The organism is Streptomyces aureus, assembly GCF_000725495.1.
Classification (GTDB): Bacteria; Actinomycetota; Actinomycetes; order Streptomycetales; family Streptomycetaceae; genus Streptomyces; species Streptomyces aureus_B.
The window spans coordinates 232,775-254,725 of sequence record NZ_JNZD01000021.1 but is presented as its reverse complement, the minus strand read 5'-3'; the positions used below and the strand labels follow the sequence as shown (position 1 = coordinate 254,725).

Below are 21,951 nucleotides of genomic sequence, written 5' to 3'. Positions count from 1 at the left end.
GGACGCGGGAGCCTGCCGCCCAGATCACAGCAGACCCGTGGTCGGGGTGATGGCCGGCCCGACCACTAGGCCGGCCATGGGCTTCGTGCCCCCATCGTGACCATGGTCAGGGGTTCGTGGTCGGTGGTCGGGTCGGGGTTGCCGGGTTTTCTCAAGGTCAGCAGCATCCTTTCTGACCTGGGAGTTTGCGCCTGGACGGATCCCCGTCGCCTTGACCGCCCCCTGGGACGCCTGGACCGCCTGTCGTACGATCAGCGATCCCGTCGAACTCGCCCGGCGTGCCCACGCAACCGCCGGGCCCCTGGCTGACGCCTGCGCTGCGGTCAAGGAAAGGGCCTGCAGGGAGCTGGAGAAGCGGGACGAACGCTGGCGCAGGCTTGTCACCCGCCTGACGGACTGGGCGGAGAAGGCCCGTGCTGTTGAGGCGAACAGGGGGCGGCTGCGTGACCTCAAGAAGGCAAGCACCTGGATCAAGGCCCTGGCCGCCGAGCTGCGGGAGCAGCGCATGGAGGGCTTCGCGGATCACTCGCAGCGGATCTGGGAGAAGCTTCGCCAGGAGAGCAACATCGCCCTCACGGCGGTGAGCCTGAAGGGCAGTGAGAAGGCCACCGTCCGCAAGCTCGTCATGGACGTCTCCGTCGATGGTCAGGAAGCCTCAGCGCTCAGCGTCATGAGCCAGGGCGAGCAGCACTCCCTCGCGCTGTCCCTGTTCCTGCCACGGGCCGCCACCGCCGACAGCCCGTTCGGCTTCGTCATCATCGACGACCCCGTGCAGTCCATGGACACTGCCAAGGTTCACGGACTCGCCCAGGTCCTGTCCGAACTCGGCAAGCACCGGCAGGTCGTTGTGTTCACTCACGACACCCGTCTCCAGCGGGCGTTCGTCGGTCAGGAGCTGCCGGTGACGGTGTGCGAGGTAGAGCGGGGCGAAGCCTCGACGGTGAAGATCAGACCGGTCACCGACCCGGTCGCGCAGGCCCTCGACGACGCCCGCTCCCTCGCCAGTACCACCAACCTGCCGGAGGCGGCGCTCACTCACGTGCTGCCCAGCCTGTGCCGCATCGCCCTGGAGAATGCCTTCCTCGAGGCCGCCTGGATCCGCCACCACCGCTCCGGCGGCCCCGAACACGCCCTGCAGGCCGCTGTGTCCGACGCCGACAAGCTGATGAAGGTCGCCGCGCTGGCCCTCTTCGGCGACGCCGGGCGGACCGCCGACGTCTACCGGGAACTGCGTGCCCGGTGCGGACCGCGTGCGGTGGACCTTCTCAAGCAATGCCAGAGTGGCGCCCACGCTACTGGGGTCAAGATCACCGGTCCTCACCGGTTCGTGGACGAGATTACGGTCTTCGCGCAGAAGGTCCGCAAGCCGGAGGTGACCGCGTGATGAACACCCCGATCACCTCTGCCGAGGACCTTCTGCTGACCGCAGACCAGCTGCTGTCCGGCCCCCACGTGGCAGCGACGCCGGCCGGGCGTCACCGCGGTGCCACCGTCGCCCTGCGCACGGCCTTGGAGATCGCCGTCGACCGCACGCTTGAAGCCGCGGTACCGGGGCTCGCGAGCAGTACCGCCCGGGCCAAGATGCTCTGCTTGCCCAGCTACACGGCGGCGGCGACCGCACGCCGTGCTCACGCCGTGTGGGCGCACATGTGCCTGGGATGCCACTACCACCAATACGAAATCGGCCCCAGCCGCGGCCAAGTCCGCGTCTGGCGTGCAGAGGTCGGCGATCTCGTCGCTCTGCTGAATACCTGACTGATCACCCGGACGGCTTGCAGGGTCTGATATGTCTTTCGCTGGGGACCGGGCCTGTGCCCGGCGCAGCACCTTTCGAGGTGCCGCAGGGGAGGGAAAAAGTACATGAGCAGCACCACACGCGACGAGATCATCGCCCTCGAACAGAAGGCGGTGGACCGCGCCTACGACTGCTACCACGATCGACTGGCCGAACTGACCGGGGGCTCGATCGCCTCGGCTTCCGCCAGCGGCAAGGACAGTGTCGCCAACCGCCTCGACGCCGAAGGGAAAGCTGCCGCATACGGTGGTCTCGGTGACGCTTCTTTGGTCATCAGCCGGGTGGACGTCCAGGACGCACCCGGCCGGGCGCCGCAGTCCTGGTACGTCGGACGGCGTGCCGTCTCCGATGTCCGCACCCGCGACACCGTGGTGGTGCTGTGGACCACCCAGCAGGCGAAGAAATGGGCCCAGGCACTGCCCGAGGCACCGGGCGACGTCGTCCTGCGGCGGCAACTGCGCTGCACGCGCCAGCGCGTCGAAGACTACGCCGACGACATCTCCCTCGTCCTCCCCTCCCCACGACCACCGGCAGGCGACTCCGATCAGCAGGGCGCCGCGGATGGAACGACCGCAGATGTACAGCAGCCGAAAGAGACCCGGGCGCCAGCCCTCACCCCGACCGATGTCGCACGCCTGCACCGGCAAAAGCCTCAGCCGCCCGACGACTTCCTCCTGAGGGAGCTTCAGCGCTCTCGCCGGGGCAGCATGCGCGACATCGTCGAGACCATCCGCCGCGACCAGATGGACCTCGTCACCGGCTCCCCCGCGGACATCCTCGTTGTGCAGGGAGGGCCGGGCACCGGCAAGTCCGCCGTCGGCCTGCACCGCGTGACGTGGCTCGTCAACAACGGGCACTTCACCGCGCAGGACATCCTCGTCCTCGGCCCCCACCAGCAGTTCCTCGACTACGTCGGCCAGGTCCTGCCTACCCTCGGCACCCGCAACATCAACGCCGTACAACTGTCCCGCCTGTGGGACAGTGAGATCGCGGGCACCGACACGCCCCAGGCACAGGCCATCAAGTCCGACGAGCGCATGGCAGCCGTCCTGCACCAGCGGGTTGAGCAGGAGTGCCGGCCCGAGGCGATCGACGACTTCACCACTACGCCCTCCTACAAGGACGCCCAGCCGGAATTCACCGTCACCGCAGGCAGCACCACCCTGCGCATCCCGCGCTCCGAGGTCCTCTCCCTCCTGACGGACGTCCGCGAAGGCGACGGCTCCTACCGTCAGCGGCGCGATCGCTTCCGCAGCCTGCTTGTCGACCGTCTGCTGCAAGAACTCGTCGCCGTCGCCCCGCGCCGCAGTCGTGACAGCACCATCCGCCGCGACCTGGAACGAAACCGCCAGGTGGAGCGTCTGATCGAACGCGTCTGGCAGTCTCCCGGCCCCCGGGAGGCGCTCCGCAGCCTGTACGACTCCCCCGACCTCCTGCACGCCTGTGCCGATGGCATCCTCGACGCCCCGGAGCAGGCCGCTCTGCAGCGCCCCCGGGCCGACAAGGCAGACGCCGATCCCTGGACCCTCCACGACCACGTCTGCCTCGAAGAACTGCAGTACCTCATCACCGGCGAAACCCCACAACGCTATGGGCACATCGTCATCGACGAAGCCCAGGACCTCACCCCCATGCAGGCCCGCTCCCTGCGTCGGCGCTCCGCGGTGAACGGTTCCATGACCGTCCTGGGCGACCTCGCCCAGGCCACCGGCCCCCACGCCTACACCGACTGGGACCGTCTGGGCGCCCTCCTGTCCGACCATGGCGACTGGCGCGTCGCCGAACTGAGCACCAGCTACCGCGTTCCCGCAGAGATCATGGAGTTCGTCGCGCCCCTGGCCCGCACGATCGCCCCCGCACTGCCCTATCCGCGGGCCATCCGTGAAGCCGGCGAGAGGGCCGTCCGAACACTGGCGACCGAGCCGTGGAAACTCCTCGACGACACCGTCGGCCACGCCACCCGGCTCCTGGGCACCACCGACGGCAGCACCCTGCGCTCCGTGGCCGTCATCGTCCCCGACGACTCCGGCTGGCTCGACGAGATCAGTCGCCACCTGGAGCACGCCGCCGGCATCAGCGACGAACAGCGGGAGGCTGTGTCCGTCCTGGCCGCCGACCAGGCCAAGGGCATGGAGTACGACCACGTCCTCGTCGTCGAACCCGCCACCATCGCCGACCGCGGCCCTGCTGGCCTGCGCCAGCTCTACATCGCCCTTACCCGCAGCACCCAGAGCCTGACTGTCCTGCACACCTCCCCGCTCCCGCACGCCCTGGCGAACACCGGCAACACCACCGCGCCCCCGGCCGCCCAGACAACACCCGTCCTAGCGGACGCTGAACTCCCCGAGATCGGGACCGACATCCGAGTCCGCGTCCTCGGCCCCGGGCCCGGCGGCCGTTGCCGGGTCGAAGCCCTCTCCCCGATGACCGACGTGCCCCTGGTCCTGGCCATCCGCCACGGCTCCACTCCCCCGCACACCGGCGACGAACTGGACTGCTGGGTGCTCGCCCACGACCCACACCACTGCCTGCTCACCACGGACCAGCGCGGACGCCAGCCCATCTCACTCCGAATGGCCGAACGCTACGCGGCAGCCCTCGGCGTTTTCGAGGAACTCACCAACGAAGACGGAACCGCTCCGGACAACGCCCGCGAACGCCTCTCCGAACTCAAGGGCATGGCCAACCGCGTCCTACGCCGCGACCAAGCGGACTGGGTGGACGTACGACGTATGCTCGGCTCCCCGGACAAGCAACGGCTGAACCTGCTGCGCGACCTCGCCACAGCCACCAACCGGGCTCTCAAGGACGACACCCTCGACATCGACCGCCTTCGGGCGGACCTGGCACGCGCCAGCTGGACACAGCCACTGGCCGAGGCCCGCGCGACGCTGCAACAACGCCTGGCTGAGCTGTACGAGCCGGAAACCGCACGCGTAACGGCTCCGGCCAGACCGCAGCCCGCACAGAAGGAAGCCCCACCTATGACGCCCGTCGCAGACCTGCCCGCCATGCCAACACCCACCTCGACGGGTCTCTTGGACAGCCTGGAGGCGGCGGCGACCGCCGACCGTAGGTGCAAGAAGCATGAGGCAGTGCGCCACGCCTTGATGTCGGACCTGCTGTGGGCAGACCTTCAGCCGACCGACTCCCCAGTCATCGACGTCAGCCGCGTCGCCGAGGACGGCCACTTCCTCTACGAGGTTCTCGGTGCCGGCCACTCCACCCACGCCGACCTCCGCGCAGGAGCCGCCCGGCTCCTCGAGATCAACCACACCCTTACCGCTCCCGCCGACCGCCTGTACCTGGTCCTGTCTGAACCACCCACCAATGACTGGTCGACCGCTACCCTGCGCAGCGTCTTCGACGTCCGCGTCTTCTGGCGCACACCCGGAAGCTGGGATGGGCCCGACGCCGGATCTGCCCTCGAAGCCTGAACTCAGCCAGGCCGTCGGCCCGTCCGCACCCCATCCGCCGCACAAGCAGATCGGGACCGCCGGAAAAGGAAGGATGGTGTCCCGTGAAGTGGTGTAAAAAATCCGGACCACCTCGCTCCGGCGACGGCTTCTTCGGCAAGCACATTGAGATCCCACGGGTGCTGTCGATGCTGTTCCCGGCCGCCGGAGCAGTCTCTGCTCGGGCATCGGCCTTGTCGGCACTTGTGACCTGCGGAGTCGTGAACTCCACATCTCTACACCACTTGGCGGGACGTGACCAAAAGAAACGCCTCGAAGGTCCAACGCACTCGCGGCTACAGCCCATCACAAGCGGCACACCCTCAAAACGCCCAGGCCCGCCCGCACAAGGCGCGTCCTGCTGCTCGGTACACCGCCGTCAGCCACGTACCAGGACTCTCGATCTGTGATCTGACGACTCAGTTACTGACACATCACTATCCACGCCCCGGGGGGAACTCATGAGCAACCCGCAGTACCCGCAGCAGCCCACTCAGTTGCCATCGGAGTACGAGCTCGCGCAATGGCAGGCACTCCAGCAGTTCAAGCAGCGACCGCTGTCACGAGCGATGAGAAATGCCGGCGAGCAGGTCTCCAATGGCGTCAAGCAAGTCGGCAAGCGTGCCACGAAGCGACTGGAGAACTACCCACGGGCCAAGTCAGCCGTTTCGCGTGGGCAGGAATTCGTCGCCAAGGGCACGCACAAGGTCGGAGTCGGGGCTCGCGGAGCCGCCGACGCCCTGCCGGACTGGAGCGGCACAGCTGTTCAGTCCATACGACGAACGTTGGGACGACTCTCTCGAGCGGGACTCTCCTCAAAGCGGGTGGTTGCCCTCCACAACAAGCGCGGACACGATGTCGCAAGGCTCTCCGACGTGCGCCGCCTCGACCTCGAACAGGTTGATGCGGTCCGCGGGCGGGCAGCAAGCTGGTACTTTCCGGCCGCCGCGGCGCTCTCGGGAGCCAGCGCGGGTCTTGTGATCTCCGGAGGACAGCTCGTTATCGCCGCCTCCGCTGGCGCCGCGGCAGCTCCCACGGGAGGTGCGATCACCGGTGCCTTCGTCGCAGATACCGCGTTCGTCCTCGGACTCGCGTCCCGCGCCGTCGGCCAAGTCTCGCTGTTCTACGGCTACGACCCCGAGGAGCCTGCCGAAAAGCTCTTCGTAATGTCTGTCGTCAACGTCGGGACAGCAAGTTCAGCCACCGCCAAGAACGCTGCGATGGCAGACATCTCCCGGCTCACCCAGGCGCTCTTCCGCGGCAAGACGTGGGAGGTGCTGAACGAAACTTGTCGCCAAGGTCTCCTCGCAGTTCGCGAAGGCATTCAGCTTTCGCCTCACCAAGAAGGGACTCGGCAAGGCCGTCCCCGCAGTTGGAATCGTCGTTGGAAGCACCCTCAACTGGACCACTCTGGAAGGGATCGTCGACGCAGCCGAGGTGGCATACCGACGGCGGTTCCTCCTGGAGAAGTACCCGCATCTCGCCGACGAGGAGGCCTCAGAACCGTTTCCCGATGCTGACCCGGATGTCCCGGACGACGCCGACGAGGAAATCAGCTTGCTGGGCAAGATAGTCGAGGCAGGCGGACCTGACCTCCACTGACCGACGAGATCACCCATCTCGCCGAAGCCCTCAAACAGTGGTGCGCGGACACGGCTCTGTGCCGCTGCGATCACTGCCACGGGTCAGCGTCGCCAGCCGACACGTTGTCTGCCGGCGATGCCCCGAAGCGGGTACCTCAACGAACAGTGCCGGTCTCCAGCTCCTCTCGCTGCCCCGCAGATTCCTCTCTCGTTGCCGCGCTGAGGCGGCCTTCGTGTCGGCGGCACCACGCCGTCGGACTCCGTCAGCTGGTCTTTCGTGCGGTGAGAGGAGTGCTGTCGCGCACGGTCTCGACGCCGTCCACGGTGTTCGCCTTGAGCCGGGCAGCGACGGCGCCGGGACTGATCTCCCCTGCCTGGTATTGGCTGGTGGCAACTGCGGCGATCTGTGCGACGGTCAGGGCGCTGCCGTCCGCGTACTGGGCGAAGGCCTCATGGATGTGGCGGGCGACATCCCGGCGGGCCGACGGGATACCGATACCGGCCGCGGCCGGCCGGATCGACGAAGGGTGCGCAGGTGCATGGACAGTCGCGTGCGGCGGGACGGCAGCGGAGGCTGGCAGGGAAAGTGCCGCGCTCGTTGAAGCGGGGGCGGGGCCGGCGGGGTGTTGCCAGCGGTGGCAGAAGGCCTGCGCGAGGTGAGCGGCGCGGGCGCTGATGGCGTCCTCGTTCCACTGCTCGGGCAGCGACCGGTTCAGTGACAGAGCACTGTGCAGGAGGATGTCGGCCCGTTTGTGCTGCCAGGGGCCGTTGGAGACGGCCGGGTTGAGGCTGCGGGTGAGCAGGGTCAGGTTGCCCAGGCTGTGCAGGAGAGTCTGCCGGCGCTCACGCGCCTCGACGCCGTCCCCACCGATGGTGGGCAGGGGCCAGTGTGCCTCCCATGCCTGTGGCAGCAGGTGCTCGATCGTCAGGGTGCCGTTGTGGACGAGACGTTCGGTCTTGCTGGTGTAGAGGGCCTCTTCCAGTTCGGTGAGGATCAGGCGCAACCGGGCACGGGTGAGATGCCGGTACAGCGGCTGGGTGCGCAGCACCGTGTGCATGTCGTGGTCGGTGGGCCAGCGGCCTGAGTCGGTGTCCTGGCGCAGTAGGAAGTCGCTGACGACGGCCGGGTCGTCTTTGGCTTTGAGTTCTTTGAGGAGTTCCAGGAAGAGGCGGTTGTAGTTTTTCGTCGTCAACCGGCTCACAGTCCGGCGTACCAGATAGGAGTTGAGGGCAGCGATGGCTTCGGCGCGGTCGCTCTCGTCGAAGCGGGTGGTCAGCCACAGCAGGATGGGCACGACGGTGTTGGCATCCAGTACACCGACGGTGTGCAGGAAGCGGCCCTCGGCAGTGGCGGGCTGCTGCTCGTCGGTCAGGCGCCGGTAGGCGTCCGCCTGACCGTTGAGGTGTTGCATCAGCGCGGTCAGTGGTGTTTGGGCGTTCGCGACATAGCGCCGGAACGTCAAGAACAGCTCCGGTGTGAGGACCTCTTCGCCGAGTTCACTGGTCAGGTAGTGGGTGAGGAAGACATCCAGCCGGGGACGCTTGAGACGTCCCTGGCGTACTTCCTGGCGCCAGTCGGGTGTTTCAAGGCGCTGCCACACATCCTCGTAAAGCGATTCGACGGGCAGGCTCTGTTCCTCGGCTTTTTGGAAGACGAGGTTCTTGACCAGGTCGGAGGCCTGCAGTGGGGTACCGCGGTCGTTGAGGGACTCGAAGATGACCTGGGCGTTGTCCTGGGGCTTGAGATCGATGACGATGAGTTCGAACTTGTCCCGCAGTACGCGCACCAGCGCGTCGAACAGTTCGTCCGCAGTGTGTTCGCCCGCGAGGTCCTGTGCCCACTCGCCGGTACGGGCGGTGAAGAAGCCGTATGCCTGCTCGATCACCGATGCTCCCAGGCCTGCAGCAGCAGTGCCTGGGGCGGCGGGCTGGGGCCCGTTCATAACGGTGCGGAACGCCGGCCGGTCGAGGTTGGTGGGCCACACCTTGTAGGCGGCGTCCAGGTCGTCGCTCATGTCGTCGTCGTTGACGGTCAGCTTCGTCAGGGCCCGTACGTACTTGTCGTGCAGGTGCAGGCGACGTGCCACATCCCGCACTGCGGCCAGCAGGACCTGCAGCGTCGTCAGCCGCTGTTGCCCATCGATGACTTGACGGGCCGGCATCGACCCCGTCGGCGTGGGCATCTGGTCCAACACCACCGCGCCGAGAAAGTGGGGATGCACCTCCTCCCCCTCGAGGCGGCGCTGCACCAGGGCGGTGACGTCCTCCCAGAGCGGCCGCCAGTTGCGGTCTTCGGACCATACGTACGGCCGCTGGAAGACCGGCACCACCAGCCTCTGATCCGGACCGAACAACTCCCGCAGCGTCATCGCGTTCGTATCCACTGCCGCCCCCTTGCGTTCCGCCCTTGCGCGTCCAACAGCTTGTCCCCCACGAGGTACCGGAGGGCGACCCGCCCTGACGGCCGGGGTGATACCAGCGCGCGGACTCCGTGGAGAACGCGGGCTCTCACGTTCAGCTTCATCGTCCGCACCCGGGACACACCGCCCCCACCAGTCCCTCTCCGTTATCCAAAGATTACCGTCTGCACCCGGTTGCAGTGCCCTGCTCCGACCACGTCACTTACCTGGGTGAACCGCATCCCCCCGTGCATGCGTCTGCCCGGCGAATGCCCCTTCGGAGCAGCCGATTTCAGATCGCGAGGCGGCCGGGCGGACGCCCCTGGTCGGCCTGCACCATGAGGAGAACGTCAGGCGCGGCCCCAGCCCAGGTCCAACCCTGTGGAGTCCTTGAGAACCTTGTCTAGCGCTGCAACTTCCCCTCGGTCCTCGAACAGGGCACGGGGAAGGTGTTCGAAGGTAAGGGGGCCGGTGCCGTGCAGGATGTCGTCGTATGCCGACGCCACAGCGGCACCCAATAGCAGGTCCGTGGCTTGGTCGAGGTTCACGTGCCGTTCCGGCCACCGGTACTCTCCCCAACTCACTTGGAACACGGGAAAGAGCCACCACATGTCGCGGTAGGGGTCGGCGAACCTGGCCGCCTGTTCGCCCAGGAAATTGACGCCGTAGTGGGAGAGCGCGCAGACGTCCTCCTCGCGGAGGTCGAAGAGGCGCGAGGCGCATATAAAGGAAACGGCAGGGGTTCGGTCGGCCAGGTGCATGGGCAACGTGGCGGCTTCACGCAGGGTCGAGAGGCCGGAAAGGCGGGACACCACCCGTCCCATGTGCAGTCCGCTGCGCTCGGCAAGCGTGTGGTGAAAGTGAACCGTCGCCTCATGACTTGGAGGCTTGGCTTCCAGGTCGCTTTTCCAGTCCGCCATCGTCTTCGCCGCTGCCACGAAGCGGTAGGCAGGGTAGAGCTCTCTCCAGTCAACGGAAGGGTTGTGGGTGGTCAGGCCCGGCACCACCGGGTTCAACGCAAAATCGATGAGGGCCAGCACGACACTCCCGCCGAGTTCCCTCCCTGCCAGTGCGTTCGCCAGACGCCACGGAATTCCATACTCACCCTGCATCTCCTCCAGCAAGAGCTCCCGCAGCGTGGGGTCGGTCAGCCGCATGAAGGTGCCCTCGAACTGGAAGAGCTCATCGATCACCGCCGCGCACTCGAACAGGGTTCGGGTGGTGAGCGGCCCCTCAGAGGTATGCACGAGTTGCATGGGTCCCGTAACGCTGACACTCGTATCGTCGGGGCGCTCGATCATCTCCACGCCACCGCTTTGCCGCCAAGTGTCGTCCAGCGAATTTTCGAACGCCGCCTGCATATCCCAGGCCGCGAGATCGGACGCGGCCAGGCCCTCAGGGTCCAGAAGAACGTAGTAGGCGTAGTAGAGGTTGAGCCAGTCCAGCTCGTTGTACCTCAGCTCTCCGCGGGTGTGCTGGGGGTATCGATTGAAGGAGATGAAGGGGAGTCCACTGCTCCGGCCCTCGTGGAAGGCCACCGTCTCCTGGCGGCTCATGTGAGAGATCGTGTACGCGGCCAGTTGGTCCCTCGATCGCCGCAGCAGGCTGAGCAGGACGCCGACGGTTGATCCGTGGTACCGCGCCCAGTGGCTGCTCTCGTGCACGTAGGTCTTGTGCCAGGATCCGGCCGCAGTAATGAGGTCTTTGGTGCGGGTACGAGTCGGGTCCTGAAAGAGGATCTGACTGCGCAGGTTCAGTTCGGCGCCGCTGGAGTTCCGAAGACGCGGAGTGTGGACGGTCACTGGTCGCCCCCTTCTCTGCCTTCCGCGTCCTCACCACCGCCTTCCAGGCGGGGGCTCACCTCGTCCACGGGCCCACGGTCGCGCGCCCGCTCTACCAGCGCCCGCAGAGCGTCGTACAGCACATTTGTAGCCAATCCGGAGGCGACAGAAATGGAGATCTCGGCCCACTGCGCATGGCGCAAGGAATCGCGTCGGTCCTGATGCAAGGTTTTCAGGGCAAGGGAACACTTTCCGGACAGGCATTGATCCGCCTCGATTTCCCGTGCGAGCACCTTCAAGTTCGCAGCTTCACCACGGTATTCAATGATCGACATGGCAGGATTTTACAGATGATCTCCGCCTCCCGTGACGGAACTTGGCAGCACGGCCCGCGCCTAAAGCTGCGCAGAGTTCACGAATCGATAAGACGACCAACGCTCTGCGTGACGAGGAGTGACCTACTGATGCAAACGCAGAAGGTGCGATCGGCGGCTGTGATCCAGCCCAGGGCTGTCAACGAGGCGTCGCGCGCAAGCAGGCATCGCTTCTGACGTAGTCGTCGTCCGCCCGGCAGGGCTTGTTCTGTTCAACGCTATGAAGATCGACTGGACAGCGAAGGAGCACTCGCGCGACAGCGCCCACGTCTGCGACGACGGCCTGCGTCGGGAGCGTCCGATAGCAGTGGAGTGGATCACCGCGCTGAGAAGGGCGGTTGGACGATTCAGCACCGTCTGCTCACCTCAGCGTCGACTGGTACGACATGCTCCACATACAAGGGTGAGTCTGGTGCACCAGCATCGATGTCGGTGAGCAGCGCCGGAAGCAAATCCTCCTCGTACGCCGGCACGGAGTGCTTTCGCATCGTAGGGACGAGGCGGTCGTCCCAAGGGGCGTCCTCGTCCTGCAAGTGCAGGGTGTCGGTTCCTTCGGGGGCGGTGGCGAGGTAGTCGGTGGTGCGCATCCGCCAAGGGATCGCTGCTGGGGCGGCGTTGAGGAGGGCGCGTACGTGGGCCAGTCCGGCCTGGTCGAAGTCGGCGCGGACGGCGACGTTCCAGCCAGCGTCCGAGAGGGATGCGACGGCGCCGCATTCCTGTCTGGAGGGGGTGCCGGCGGTGCAGATTACCCGGGGTGTCACGGGGCTGTCTCCCGCCAGGGCGCGGTTGCAAGCTGCGGCTAGGACGGAGGGATTCTCGGTCACGAAGACCCACAGGTCCGGCCGCTCGGGGGGCTGCCAATCCACCGAGGCCAGTTCCCGGGGTGGAAGGGTGTAGGTCACGCCGGGCGGGATCCGCCAGTGTCGGGGCGTAATGCCGGTGATGATGAGTCCGCCGAGCAGGTCGTCGCAGTCCACGCCCAAGCGGGCCCAGGCCGAACGGGTTGGGATACCGGAGGAGCCGGTCAGGGCAAGGACGAGGGCGGGCAGGGGGCCTGCGTCAAGTGCGTGGGGATTGCCGGGGACCATCAGGCGGCGGTCGATGCTCCGGCCGGGCGGCGGCAGTTGCGCGGCGACCTTGAGCGCCTGCTCGAGGAGGTCGCTCGGGTCGGGTGTATTGAGCAGGCGGGTGATCCATCCGAGGGTGCGCAGGCGGGTGAAGACGGTGTCGGGGCCGACGAGTTCGCGGACGTGGTGGGGCAGGTCGGCTGTCGCGTTTTCCAGGTGGGTGCGGATCCGGTCGGTGGCGATGGTCTGCTGAGCGCGGTGGCGGGCGTTCGTCGCCAAGCGCCGGTTGCAGGCGTGGGCTGCGACGGCGCCAGGAGTGAGACGGGAACCACGGGCACTCAAGGCGCTGGTCAGATAGGCCAGGTTAATGCGGCGGCTCTGGCCTGGCTGGAGAGGGCGTCCGTCGATGAGGCCGGCGGCGGCCGCGCACTGTGCCGGTTCGGTGGGCACGGTTACGGTGACGGCGGGCCCGCTGGCGAGGGACTCATCCCCGCGCCGGTCGGCCGCTGCTGCCAGAGCCTGCCACAGCCACGCGAGGTCGAGGCTGAGCAGCGGCGCAAGGTCAGCGTCCTTGCATGCTCCCGCGCACAGGGTGCAGGTCATTGCGCTCCCCCAGCCGGCAGTGTCGGGTCTGCTTCTCCGGGCAGGGGGTGGTCGGCGCGGATGTGCATGGGGAAGGCGACGACGGTGCCGTCGGTGCCGGCTTCGAGGTCGTGGGCGTCGATGCCGTCCCAGGCGCCGGGTGCCCCGTCCCACAGGTAGGAGGTGCACAGGATGTCGAGGTCGAGTTCGGCGAGGTAGCGGGCCAGTCCTTCGCGGCCGCGTTCGTCGACTTCGGCGGGGACTTCGTCGAGGGGGACCAGGCGCAGGCCGGTGGGGGTGTAGCGGTCGTAGGCGGCGGCGATGGCGGCGAGCATGGGGGCCAGGACGACCAGGCGGCGTTCGCCACCGGACAGGCCGGTGCGTGAGCCCCATTGGCCGGTGATGGGCTGACCGTTGGGTCCGGGGCGTTCGACGACGTAGCGGACTTCGACCCAGGCGCGGATGTCGACGGCGGTGGTAAGGCGCTCGTACATGGTGGAGCCGTCCGCGGCGGCCAGGAGGGCTTGCAGTGCCTGGCCGACTTGTTCCTTCTGGGCGTCGGTGCGCAGGGCGTCGCCGACGGTGCAGCACAGTTCGTACACGGTGCGGGTGGCCGGGTCGAGGTCGCTGCGCAGGTCGATCTGGACCTGGACGCCGACGCCGGAGGAGGCCTGGGCGGAGCGCATCTTGCGGTTGACGGTCTTCTTCCAGCCGGTCAGGGCGGCCCAGGCGGTGCCGATGGCGGAGGGCAGGCGGCCGATGACGAAGTCACGCAGGGCGGCGGCCTCTGCGGCGTCGAGTCCGGCTTTGGCACGGCTGGCAAGGCTTTGGGCGCGGTCGGCGGCGGTGAGGGGGTCGTAGGGGGTTTCGGCGTGGGTGAGGACGAAGGTGTCGAGCCCTTCGATGCCCTCGGGTGCGTCGCCGCGGGCAATGGTCCAGGTCTGAGCAAGTTCGGCGCGGACGGTGTCGTAGCGCTCGCCGAGGGTCTTCTTGGAGGCGGTGGGGCGGCGGGCGAGGAGCGTGTCGACGGCGGTGATCAGGGCGGCGGGGTTGGGGTGCTGGATGGTGAGGTCGGGATCGGCGTCCAGGGCCCGGGCCAGGGGTGGCCAGGCGAGCAGGGCGCGCAGGCGGGCTGCGGTGGACATTTGCAGGGGTAGGGCTTCGGTGAGGCGTTCGTGGGCGGTGGCGAGGTTGCTCTCGCAGCTGCTGAGGTGTTTTTCGGCGGTGAGGGTATGCGCTGTGGCGTCTTTGAGCTGCTGGTTGAGGTGCTTGGCTTGGGCGGTGGCGTGCTCGTAGCGGCGGGCCGCGTCGTCGGCGTCCCCGTGGGCTTGGGCTTCGGTGAGTTCTGCCTGGGTCTCGAGCACGGTGGTGTGTGCGTCCTGGGCGCCGTGCTGGAGTGCGGCGAGGCGCTCGGCAAGGACGCTCTCGTCAGGCAGGGTCTGCTCGATGACGCGCTTGAGGCGGGGCAGCAGCCGGCTGGTCAACTGGGTTGCGCAGCCGTTCAGTTTTCGGGCCGCGGCGTGGCTGGTGTCGATCAGTCGGGTCAGGCTGGCGGGGTCGGCGGGCAGGTGCAGGCTTCGGGCGCGGGTTTGCCAGTCGGTGCGCAGGCGGGTGTGTTCGCTCGTGGCGTCGTCGGCCTGCCGGCGCAGAGTCTGGGCAACGGTGTGGCGTGCGTGCGCCGTCTTTGCCATGCCGACGCGTTCGGCTTCGGCCGTGGTCAGTTCGCTCTGCGGAGGGAAGCTGGATCCTTGGGCGCGTAGGGCGTCGCGTTTGCGGTGAGCCTCTGCGGCGAGCTGGCGCTCGGCGGCGGCATGGTCGGTCAGCTCCTGCGCGGCGGTATCGAGCTCGTCGGCTCGCGCGCGAGCCTGGGTCAGGCGGGTGCGGGCGCCGACGTGCGAGGCGGCCGGAATGTGCTGGCCTGTGGCGTGCAGGGCGGTGGCGGGGCGGGCGGCGAGGGTGCCGGCGGTGAAGGTGCCGTCGCGTCCGATGACGAGCGCTGTCGTGTCCCGGCGGCCCTCGTCGGGGGTGGTGGTGTCGGCCAGGGCAATGCGATGCAGGACGGCGCGGGCGAGGTCGGCGTGCGGATGGCCGTCGGCAATGTCGAGGACGGCGGTCAGATTGTGTTCCTGGACCGTCCCGGTGGGGCTGATGTGCCAGGCGTGGCTGGTGGCGCCGCCCGCGTGCAGGTGGGCGCTGAGGATGCCGGAGGCGGCCAGGGCCAGCTCCAGCAAGGCCTTGGCCTCTGGGGCGTCGTCGAGGGCTGGCTGCCATTCCAACAGACTGCCGAGCGCGGTGTCGTCCTCGCCCGCCCCGGCCCAGCTGGGCCGGGGCAGCGGCAGGAGCCGCCCCGACCGCAACTGGACTGCCTGCGCGCGGTATTGAGCTGCGGTGCTCTCGAGATCTGCTGCGGTGGCGAGGTGGTGTTCGGCCGCGCTGTCGTGGCTGGCGGCGAGCCGTTCAGCGATGCGCAGGGCGTCCTCAGCCCAGGCGGTGAGCTGGTCGCGGACCGCGGCAGGTTCCGCATGCTGGAGGGCGTCGACGTCGTGTGTGTCCCACACCGGCGACGGGTCTCCGCCCGGGGCTGCTGGGTCGTACAGGCCCCGCAGCACCGGATGCTCCTGCGCCCACCGCGTCACCTCGCCGAGCACCCGGCGGGCGGCCGATCGGGCCGCCGCGGTGGCACGGTCCTGGGCTTGGACGGCTTCGTCGTAGGCGCTCTCGGCACCGGCTGCCGCGCGGTGTGCGACCTTGGCAGCTTCTTCGGCGGCTGCCACGCTGTCATGGTCGCGCAGGACCAGGGTGGCCCGGTCAGCCGTGGCACGGTGCTCGCGGGCGTGGGCCGTCCACGTGGCGGCGAGCCGGTTGAGGCCCTCACGGTCGTGGGTGAGGGTGATGCCCGGACCGGGATCGGTCATGCGGTCGGCGACTCGACGGGTGACGCGGGCCCGGGGATGGTGGGCGAGCAGGGTCTCCAACGCCACCGGCGCTCCCCCGGCCTCCTCTGCGTCGGCCAGCGTCTCGCGGATGTCGCCGATGACCTCGTCGAGGGCGTTGCGGCCGTTCGCGGTCTGCCGGATCGCGTCCTGGGCGGCCTCATGCAGGCTGGCGTAGCTGCCGGCTGCGGTCTTCTGTTCGGCGCGCAGCCGTTTGCGCAGGCTCATGACGTGCCCGTGGGAGCGGTAGGCGTCGCTGGTCTCGATGGCGCGCACAGCGGCCTGGGCCCGGTCGCGGTCGCCTTCCAGACGTTGGACGTCCTCTGCGGCCTGCTCGGCCTCGGCTGTGGCCCTCTCCAGCAGGCCGGTGTGCTTGTGGACGTCCCGTTGGCGGGCGGCGGCGGCATCGTGGGCGTGGCGCGCGTGGCTCTGGGCGGTGCGGGTGACGTCGACGGCGTGTCCGCTCCATACGCGGGCGAACTCTGTCAGGAGGGTGGCGGCGTGTGCGTCTCGGGCGAACGCCTCGCGGGTGGTGTCGGATTCGGCGAGCGCTTCGGCGGTGGCGGTGACGACGTCCTCGGCCACCCCGGGCAGGGACTGGCGCAGCGCGTCGGCGGCCGCGGCTGGGGAGACGTCGCCCAGCAGGGTGGGGTTGCGGACCTCCCGCAGCCGCGAGGCGAGCAGCCTCAGTTCGCCTGCGGTGGTGGACCAGATGCGTCCGGCCAGTTCTTCGACGTACTCCTCGGGCTCGGCGAAGACACGTCCGCCGGCGGCCTCGACGCGGCTGGTGAACTCCTCGAGTTCCAGGGCACTGTTGTGGGGACCGCGCAACGCCAGATCTTCGAGCGGGCGGCCTGTGACCATGAAGGGGACGACCTTGACGGCGGGGGTGGAGCTGGGTGAGTACTGCAGCCGGGCTCCGAAGCTGACCACACGGCCGTTGTCGGCCGCCTCGTCCGGCAGGTCGGGTGCCGTCGCGCTGTCCGGGGCGGCGAAGGTCAGCCACAGGTATCCGTAGCGGCGGCCCTTGGCGGGGGCGCCTTCGCTCATCAGGAGTTTCAAGGTGGTGGGGCGGGCCTTGCCGGCGGCCAGTTTGGCTCCGTTGAGATCGAGGAGGTAGGGCCACAGGGCTTCCAGCGCGGTGGTCTTGCCCGTCCCGTTGGGGCCGCGCAGCAGCAGTCGGCCCGAGGGGGCGACCAGGTCCAGGTCGCCGTAGCGCCACACGTTCGATGCCCCTGCGCCTATCAGCCGCCAGCGTCCGCCGAAGCGGCCGGTGTTGCCGGACGGCGCGGGCGTCGGGGGCTGGGTGAAGTCGAGGTCGAGGATGTCACTCATGCCGGGGGCTCCTCCGCGGCCCGGTCGGTGTTCATCGCGTCGAACAGGCCTTCCTGCTGGGCTGGGGGCTGTTGCGGTGCTGGCCTGGCGGCCCGGGAGCGGGGGCGCGGGGTCTTGGGCTGGGCAGTGCCTTCTTCGGCCCAGCGGCCGGTGGCGGGGGCGAACCACCACATGAAAGTCGCCTCCCCGCCGGCCGGTGCGGCGGCGGGGATCAGCCGGGCCAGGTGGGTACCGGTCAGCAGGTCGCGGACCTTGCCGGCGAGCAGGGACGGGTCCTGGATGTACTCGCTGCCCCAGCCGCCGCGGCCGGCGGCGTTGCGGGTACCGAACGCGGTCAGAGCTTCCACCACAGCCTTCTCTCCCATCCCGCGCCAGCCCGGCCCGGGAGCGTGGTCGGTATGGCCGTGCAGGGCGGCATGGTCCAGAAGAAGCAGTGCGGCATGGGCGACGGTTCCGGGCGCGGGGAAGGTCAGCGGCCCGAGCTCATGGGGGTGGCGGAAGGCTTCGTCGGGGACCACGAACGCCGCTCCCTCCGCCCGGCGTTCGAGCACGAGCCCGAAGGCGTCGGCCAGCGGGCCTCCGTCGTCACCGCGCACCCGTTGGCTCAGCCACTGCGCCTCTGCCTCGTCCAGCAGTGCGGTGTGAACACAGGTGTCGTCCACGAGCGCGCGGCGCATCCGGCGTGCGGCGTCCGGCTCCCGCTGTACCTGCTTCAGCCAGGCCTGTGGGTCGGCGGCAGGGTCGAGGGTGCCGGGGTTGGCGATGACGTAGGCCAGTCGGGTGTGGTGGATGGCCAGCAGGACGGGCGCCTGGTCGTCGTGGAGGTAGCGGTCGAGGTCACCGTCGAGGCGTTCGATCACGCCACGGTCATCAAGCATGTGCAGGGCGGCCAGGACGGCCCTGCGCTCGGTGATGTCGTGGCGCACGGGCAGTCCGGCCTCGGCAGCAGCCGCGTGCGCCTGGGTGACCAGGTGCCCTACGCCCGTGCGCGAGGGCATCGACTCCGCGGCCGCCAGCAACAGGAAGAACCACGAGCAGGCAGCAGGCGTGGGTCCCTGTTCGGCCCATGCCTGGGGGCGTGGGGGCGGGCTCTTACGCAGGCGCACCAGGTCGCGCTCCACGATCAGTACCCATCCCAGTCGGGCGACGGCGGAGCGCAGCGCGTGCTCGTTGCGGCGCACCGCGGCAATGAGTTCGTCGTCGCGGCCGCCGATGAGCCAGCAGCGTGCTGCCAGACGGCGCAGCAGCGCGGCCGCCTCGGCGTCGGCCTCGGGCCGCCAGGCCTTGCGCCGCGGCGAACGACCGGCAGCAGGCGTCGGGGCGGGTGTGCGGGTGCTTGTCTGTTCCCTCATGCCGCACCCTCCTGACGGGAGATGGGCCGCAGAACAGCGTCGGGGGCGTCGGGGCGGGAGTGAGTGATGCGCAAGGCGGCGTGTGTCGATCGGTCGGGTGTCGTCGTGGTGTCCGCAAGGGCGGCGAGGACCTCGGCGGAGGGGCGTTCGCCGGGCCGGTGGAAGAGCGGGATGCGTCCGGGCAGGAGCACGCGCCAGGTGGGGGCGATCAGGGCGCCGGTGCCGGAGCCGGTGTGAAGGAGAGTGCAGGCCAGACCGCCGCTCGTACCGGTGCGCCGTGGCCCGGTGGCGCCAGTGCGGGCGGCGGCCATCAGGGCGGCGAGTGCGGCCCGGGCGGCAGCTTCGTCCAGCTGCTGGCTAGGAAGCGCGGCCAGGACTGCGGCGAGCGCCTTTCGGTGTCCGGCTTCGCGGCGTGCCCGGGCCTCGGCGACTTGGGCTTTGGCCGCGGTGTCGTCGCGCGGTGCGGCGCCCCTGCCGCGCGGGCCGGACCGACCCGCGGTACGCAGCAGCGTGGGCACGGGCACCTGCCCTCCGTCGCGCCAGGAGGGGTTGCGGCCCCGGTCGTCTTCGTCCACCTGGCCATAGAGCTTCCGCCAGGGGTGATCGCCGACCGAGGCTTGGAAGATCTGCACCCCGATGTCCGGGGTCAGCACGGCACGGGCCAGGGCCAGAGCGCGGCTGCGGGTGGAGGCGGTACCGGCCGAGGAGTGCAGTCGGCGCAGGTTGGCGTGCATGCCCGGCAGCGCCCGCACCAGTCGCAGCGAGAACCGTGCGGCCCGCCCGGTGCGGGCATCGAACCACGCGCACAGTCCTTCCCAGTCCTCCCTGCGGCCGCCGCGGGAGGCGCTGAGCGCGCCGGCGGCGATGAGGTCGCGCGCCTGGGAGGCATCGACGGCTGCCTGGGACAGGTGGCCGAACCACGGCCGCAGGAACACGAGTGCTGCGGCAGCCCGGGCGGATCCGGAGTCGAGTTCGGCCCCCACGCGGGTGGCGTAGTCGACCAGCAGGCCCTTCAGGTCGCTGGTGCGCTCCTCGTCCAGGTCGAACCGGTCGGCAAGGCCGATCAGCGCGTCCTCGGCGCCGACCAGTGCGGCATCGAGGTCGTCGTGGCTGGTGAACACCGACCCCACCGCATCCAGCACGGCGGCGTCGAGGAGGCCTGCATCGGGCTGGGCCGTATCCAGGGCAGCTGCGAGCTGCTCGAGGTGGGAAACGATGCGGCTGAGTGATGCGATCGGGATTTCCCGCGCGGTGACCGTGCCGGCCAGGACCTGGCGGTAGAAGCGCTGAACGTGCCGGCCCGTGGGGCTGGCGGTGTAGCGCCAGTTGCGGGGCAGGATCTCGGCGTAGCGGCGTGCGTGGCTGGTGTCCGTCCTAATCGAGACCGCACCCATGTCCTTCAGCGCGTCCAGGCGCGTCTCCACCAGACGTGCGTCCAGGCGCGTTCCACCAACCACCACCGCCGCAGCGATTTCGGCGACCGTCAGGTCGGTCACCGACCCCTCCAACACATCCATGATCGCGATGTATTCACCGGACTCGGGCCGCACCAGATATCCCACGGCCTTACGCGCGTCGGTCACGCTGCCGGTCACGGCGGGCATTTCTTCTTCTGATGACACCGCTCCCCCTCCACGACGCCAAGCACGCTTGCCCTACGCCTCCTTTGGAAGGTAGACGCCACCACCGACAATGCTCCGGGGAAAGCGTCAATTAAGGGAGCACCTGTCAGGCCGTATGCGACGCAAATGCATCGCATCCTTCCTGTTCAGAATGATCAAGTGCCACGTCGCACTCTCCCTCGACGTGGTCCGCCTGGATCGCACTTGAGCTGCACTGACGACTACCCCAGCAGGGCATGAAGCTCACAGGAGCAGCGCATGAAGGGCGTAGTCGCAGTCTTTGCCGCCGCCGCTTTTCGGTTTCGATTCGGCCATGTTCAAGAATGATCCGAAGCCCTGCACGCGACTGTCGAGCAACGTCCTCCACCCCCGGATATTCGATAAAGCGTTCGACTATTCGGTGGCTTCGCCCTTCGCCCTGTCGGCGGATTTCGGTCTACGAGAATCCACGGGAGCAACCTCAGAGGATATAGATGTTCTGCGCACCCACGATGCGTCACGGGCCAGTGCACACGGAGGAAGTTTCGAGACCAACGGGCTCAGTGGTAGGCGTTGCTGCTCTTTCGCCACCCGAGATGGGCCCGAAGGCGGCCGGCCAACCCGGCGTGGTCTGCGAGGACGGTACCAAGGGGCGTTGGGCGCGACCGCAGCAGCAAACTGAGGCCGTGGCAACCTCTCCGGAGGGCCAACATCCCCGCGCCGGGCAGCCACCAGCTTCTCACCAGGCAAGCGGCGGGCGCCGAGCACGAACCCGGTCCCACGCCGCTTTCCACAAACCACCATCCCAGCGGCGAGCAGCTCGACGACCCCCGCAGCGCGCACCCGGGTCCGAGCCGATGCCCGCGCGAACCCCGGCCAGGACCTGTACCGGTCCTGGGCACGTTTGTGATGTTCTTCCCTGACGGATGCACAGAACGCGCTACGGTCCTGTTCAACCAACTGTTTCCGGGGAAGCTTCATGATCGAAATTGCCGTCGCCACGTCACTCGCGGCGACGTGGCTGTTCAAGAAGGCATCGCGGGTAGGGAAGCGAGTCGACGGCGAGGTCGACCATGCTCTTGATGCTGCGCTTGACAAGCTGTCCGGGGTGGTTGACCAAGCGCTTGGTACCGACAGGGTGCTCACCCAGCTGCGCAAGGAGGCTGACGAAGGTCTGCCCCAGCTCAAAGACCGTACGCAGCGGCAGGTCGAGGATGCTCTTGCCGACGTGGCCGAAGGCGACGAAAGCTTCGCCGCGCAGCTGACCGCCGCCGTTGAAGCAGTCCAGGAAGCCGCGCAGGGGCGGGGATCTGCGAAATCAGCAGGAGCAGGCGGCGTGGCCGCAGATCAAGTCAACATCAGAGCCGATCAAGGTTCGATTGCCGCCGCCGTCATCACTGGCGGTGCATCGATCGGCACCCCTCCGCAGCCGGACTCGAACAAGGGCTGACCCCGTCCGGTGAAAGAAGTGGCCATGCGGTCCAGCCCCCTCCCCCACCCGCCGAGCTGCGTGACCTAACAGTCAATGCCTCCAACGGCGGCCATGCCACCGGCATCCACAACGATTACAGGCGGTACTACTACTCACGCTCCGACCAACCACTGCCCCTGGAGACCCCACGAGCGCTGCTGTCGTGGACTGCTGGGCAATTGGGAGTGCACCCATCCGTCGGAGACGGACTACCCCCGTATGT

Annotated in this window: 11 protein-coding genes and 2 pseudogenes; 6 read left to right on the top strand and 7 right to left on the bottom strand. The window is 68.5% G+C overall.

What is annotated here, in order from left to right:
• Positions 1 to 211 precede the first annotated feature (211 nt).
• From IO36_RS25180 to IO36_RS48995, 5 genes and pseudogenes are all read left to right on the top strand, one after another.
• On the top strand, positions 212 to 1,384 hold the full coding sequence (locus IO36_RS25180; protein WP_245173477.1) for an AAA family ATPase: 1,173 nt from the start codon (positions 212 to 214) through the stop codon (positions 1,382 to 1,384).
• Positions 1,384 to 1,755 carry a hypothetical protein gene (locus tag IO36_RS25175; protein ID WP_037623227.1) on the top strand — a complete coding sequence of 124 codons (372 nt, stop codon included), beginning with the start codon at positions 1,384 to 1,386 and terminating at the stop codon, positions 1,753 to 1,755. Before IO36_RS25180 ends, IO36_RS25175 begins: the two co-directional genes overlap by 1 nt.
• 105 nt (positions 1,756 to 1,860) lie before the next feature.
• Positions 1,861 to 5,232 (top strand): helicase domain-containing protein, encoded by a 3,372-nt coding sequence (locus tag IO36_RS25170; RefSeq protein ID WP_037623138.1) that lies wholly within the window; start codon positions 1,861 to 1,863, stop codon positions 5,230 to 5,232.
• Positions 5,233 to 5,711: 479 nt separating this feature from the next.
• Positions 5,712 to 6,440, top strand: a pseudogene (locus IO36_RS49000) (EcsC family protein); the annotation flags it as partial.
• A gap of 175 nt (positions 6,441 to 6,615) precedes the next feature.
• Positions 6,616 to 6,852 (top strand): annotated as a pseudogene (locus IO36_RS48995) (EcsC family protein); the annotation flags it as partial.
• A gap of 244 nt (positions 6,853 to 7,096) precedes the next feature.
• Here the strand turns inward: IO36_RS48995 and IO36_RS25160 are convergent.
• The 7 genes from IO36_RS25160 to IO36_RS25135 form a co-directional block, all read right to left on the bottom strand.
• Positions 7,097 to 9,217: a DUF262 domain-containing protein gene (locus tag IO36_RS25160; RefSeq protein WP_158997502.1), complete on the bottom strand. Its 2,121-nt coding sequence runs from the start codon at positions 9,215 to 9,217 to the stop codon at positions 7,097 to 7,099.
• 365 nt (positions 9,218 to 9,582) lie between these two features.
• Positions 9,583 to 11,034, bottom strand: coding sequence for a hypothetical protein (locus IO36_RS43845; RefSeq protein ID WP_037623137.1), 1,452 nt, complete (start codon positions 11,032 to 11,034; stop codon positions 9,583 to 9,585).
• Entirely contained in the window at positions 11,031 to 11,348 is a 318-nt protein-coding gene (locus IO36_RS46980; protein WP_158997500.1) for a hypothetical protein, read from the bottom strand. The genes IO36_RS43845 and IO36_RS46980 overlap by 4 nt, the downstream gene beginning before the upstream one ends.
• 386 nt (positions 11,349 to 11,734) lie before the next feature.
• A complete protein-coding gene (locus IO36_RS25150) occupies positions 11,735 to 13,057 on the bottom strand; it encodes a DUF2399 domain-containing protein (RefSeq protein ID WP_037623135.1) in 1,323 nt (440 codons plus the stop codon).
• Positions 13,054 to 17,304 carry an SbcC/MukB-like Walker B domain-containing protein gene (locus IO36_RS48990; protein ID WP_037623133.1) on the bottom strand — a complete coding sequence of 1,417 codons (4,251 nt, stop codon included), beginning with the start codon at positions 17,302 to 17,304 and terminating at the stop codon, positions 13,054 to 13,056. Before IO36_RS48990 ends, IO36_RS25150 begins: the two co-directional genes overlap by 4 nt.
• Complete coding sequence (locus IO36_RS25140) at positions 17,301 to 18,656, bottom strand: DUF2398 family protein (protein WP_245173476.1); 1,356 nt, start codon at positions 18,654 to 18,656, stop codon at positions 17,301 to 17,303. The genes IO36_RS48990 and IO36_RS25140 overlap by 4 nt, the downstream gene beginning before the upstream one ends.
• On the bottom strand, positions 18,653 to 20,251 hold the full coding sequence (locus IO36_RS25135) for a DUF2397 family protein (protein ID WP_245173475.1): 1,599 nt from the start codon (positions 20,249 to 20,251) through the stop codon (positions 18,653 to 18,655). The genes IO36_RS25140 and IO36_RS25135 overlap by 4 nt, the downstream gene beginning before the upstream one ends.
• Positions 20,252 to 21,236: 985 nt before the next feature.
• Here IO36_RS25135 and IO36_RS25130 point away from each other — a divergent pair.
• Positions 21,237 to 21,707: a hypothetical protein gene (locus IO36_RS25130; RefSeq protein ID WP_051900927.1), complete on the top strand. Its 471-nt coding sequence runs from the start codon at positions 21,237 to 21,239 to the stop codon at positions 21,705 to 21,707.
• Positions 21,708 to 21,951: the final 244 nt, after the last annotated feature.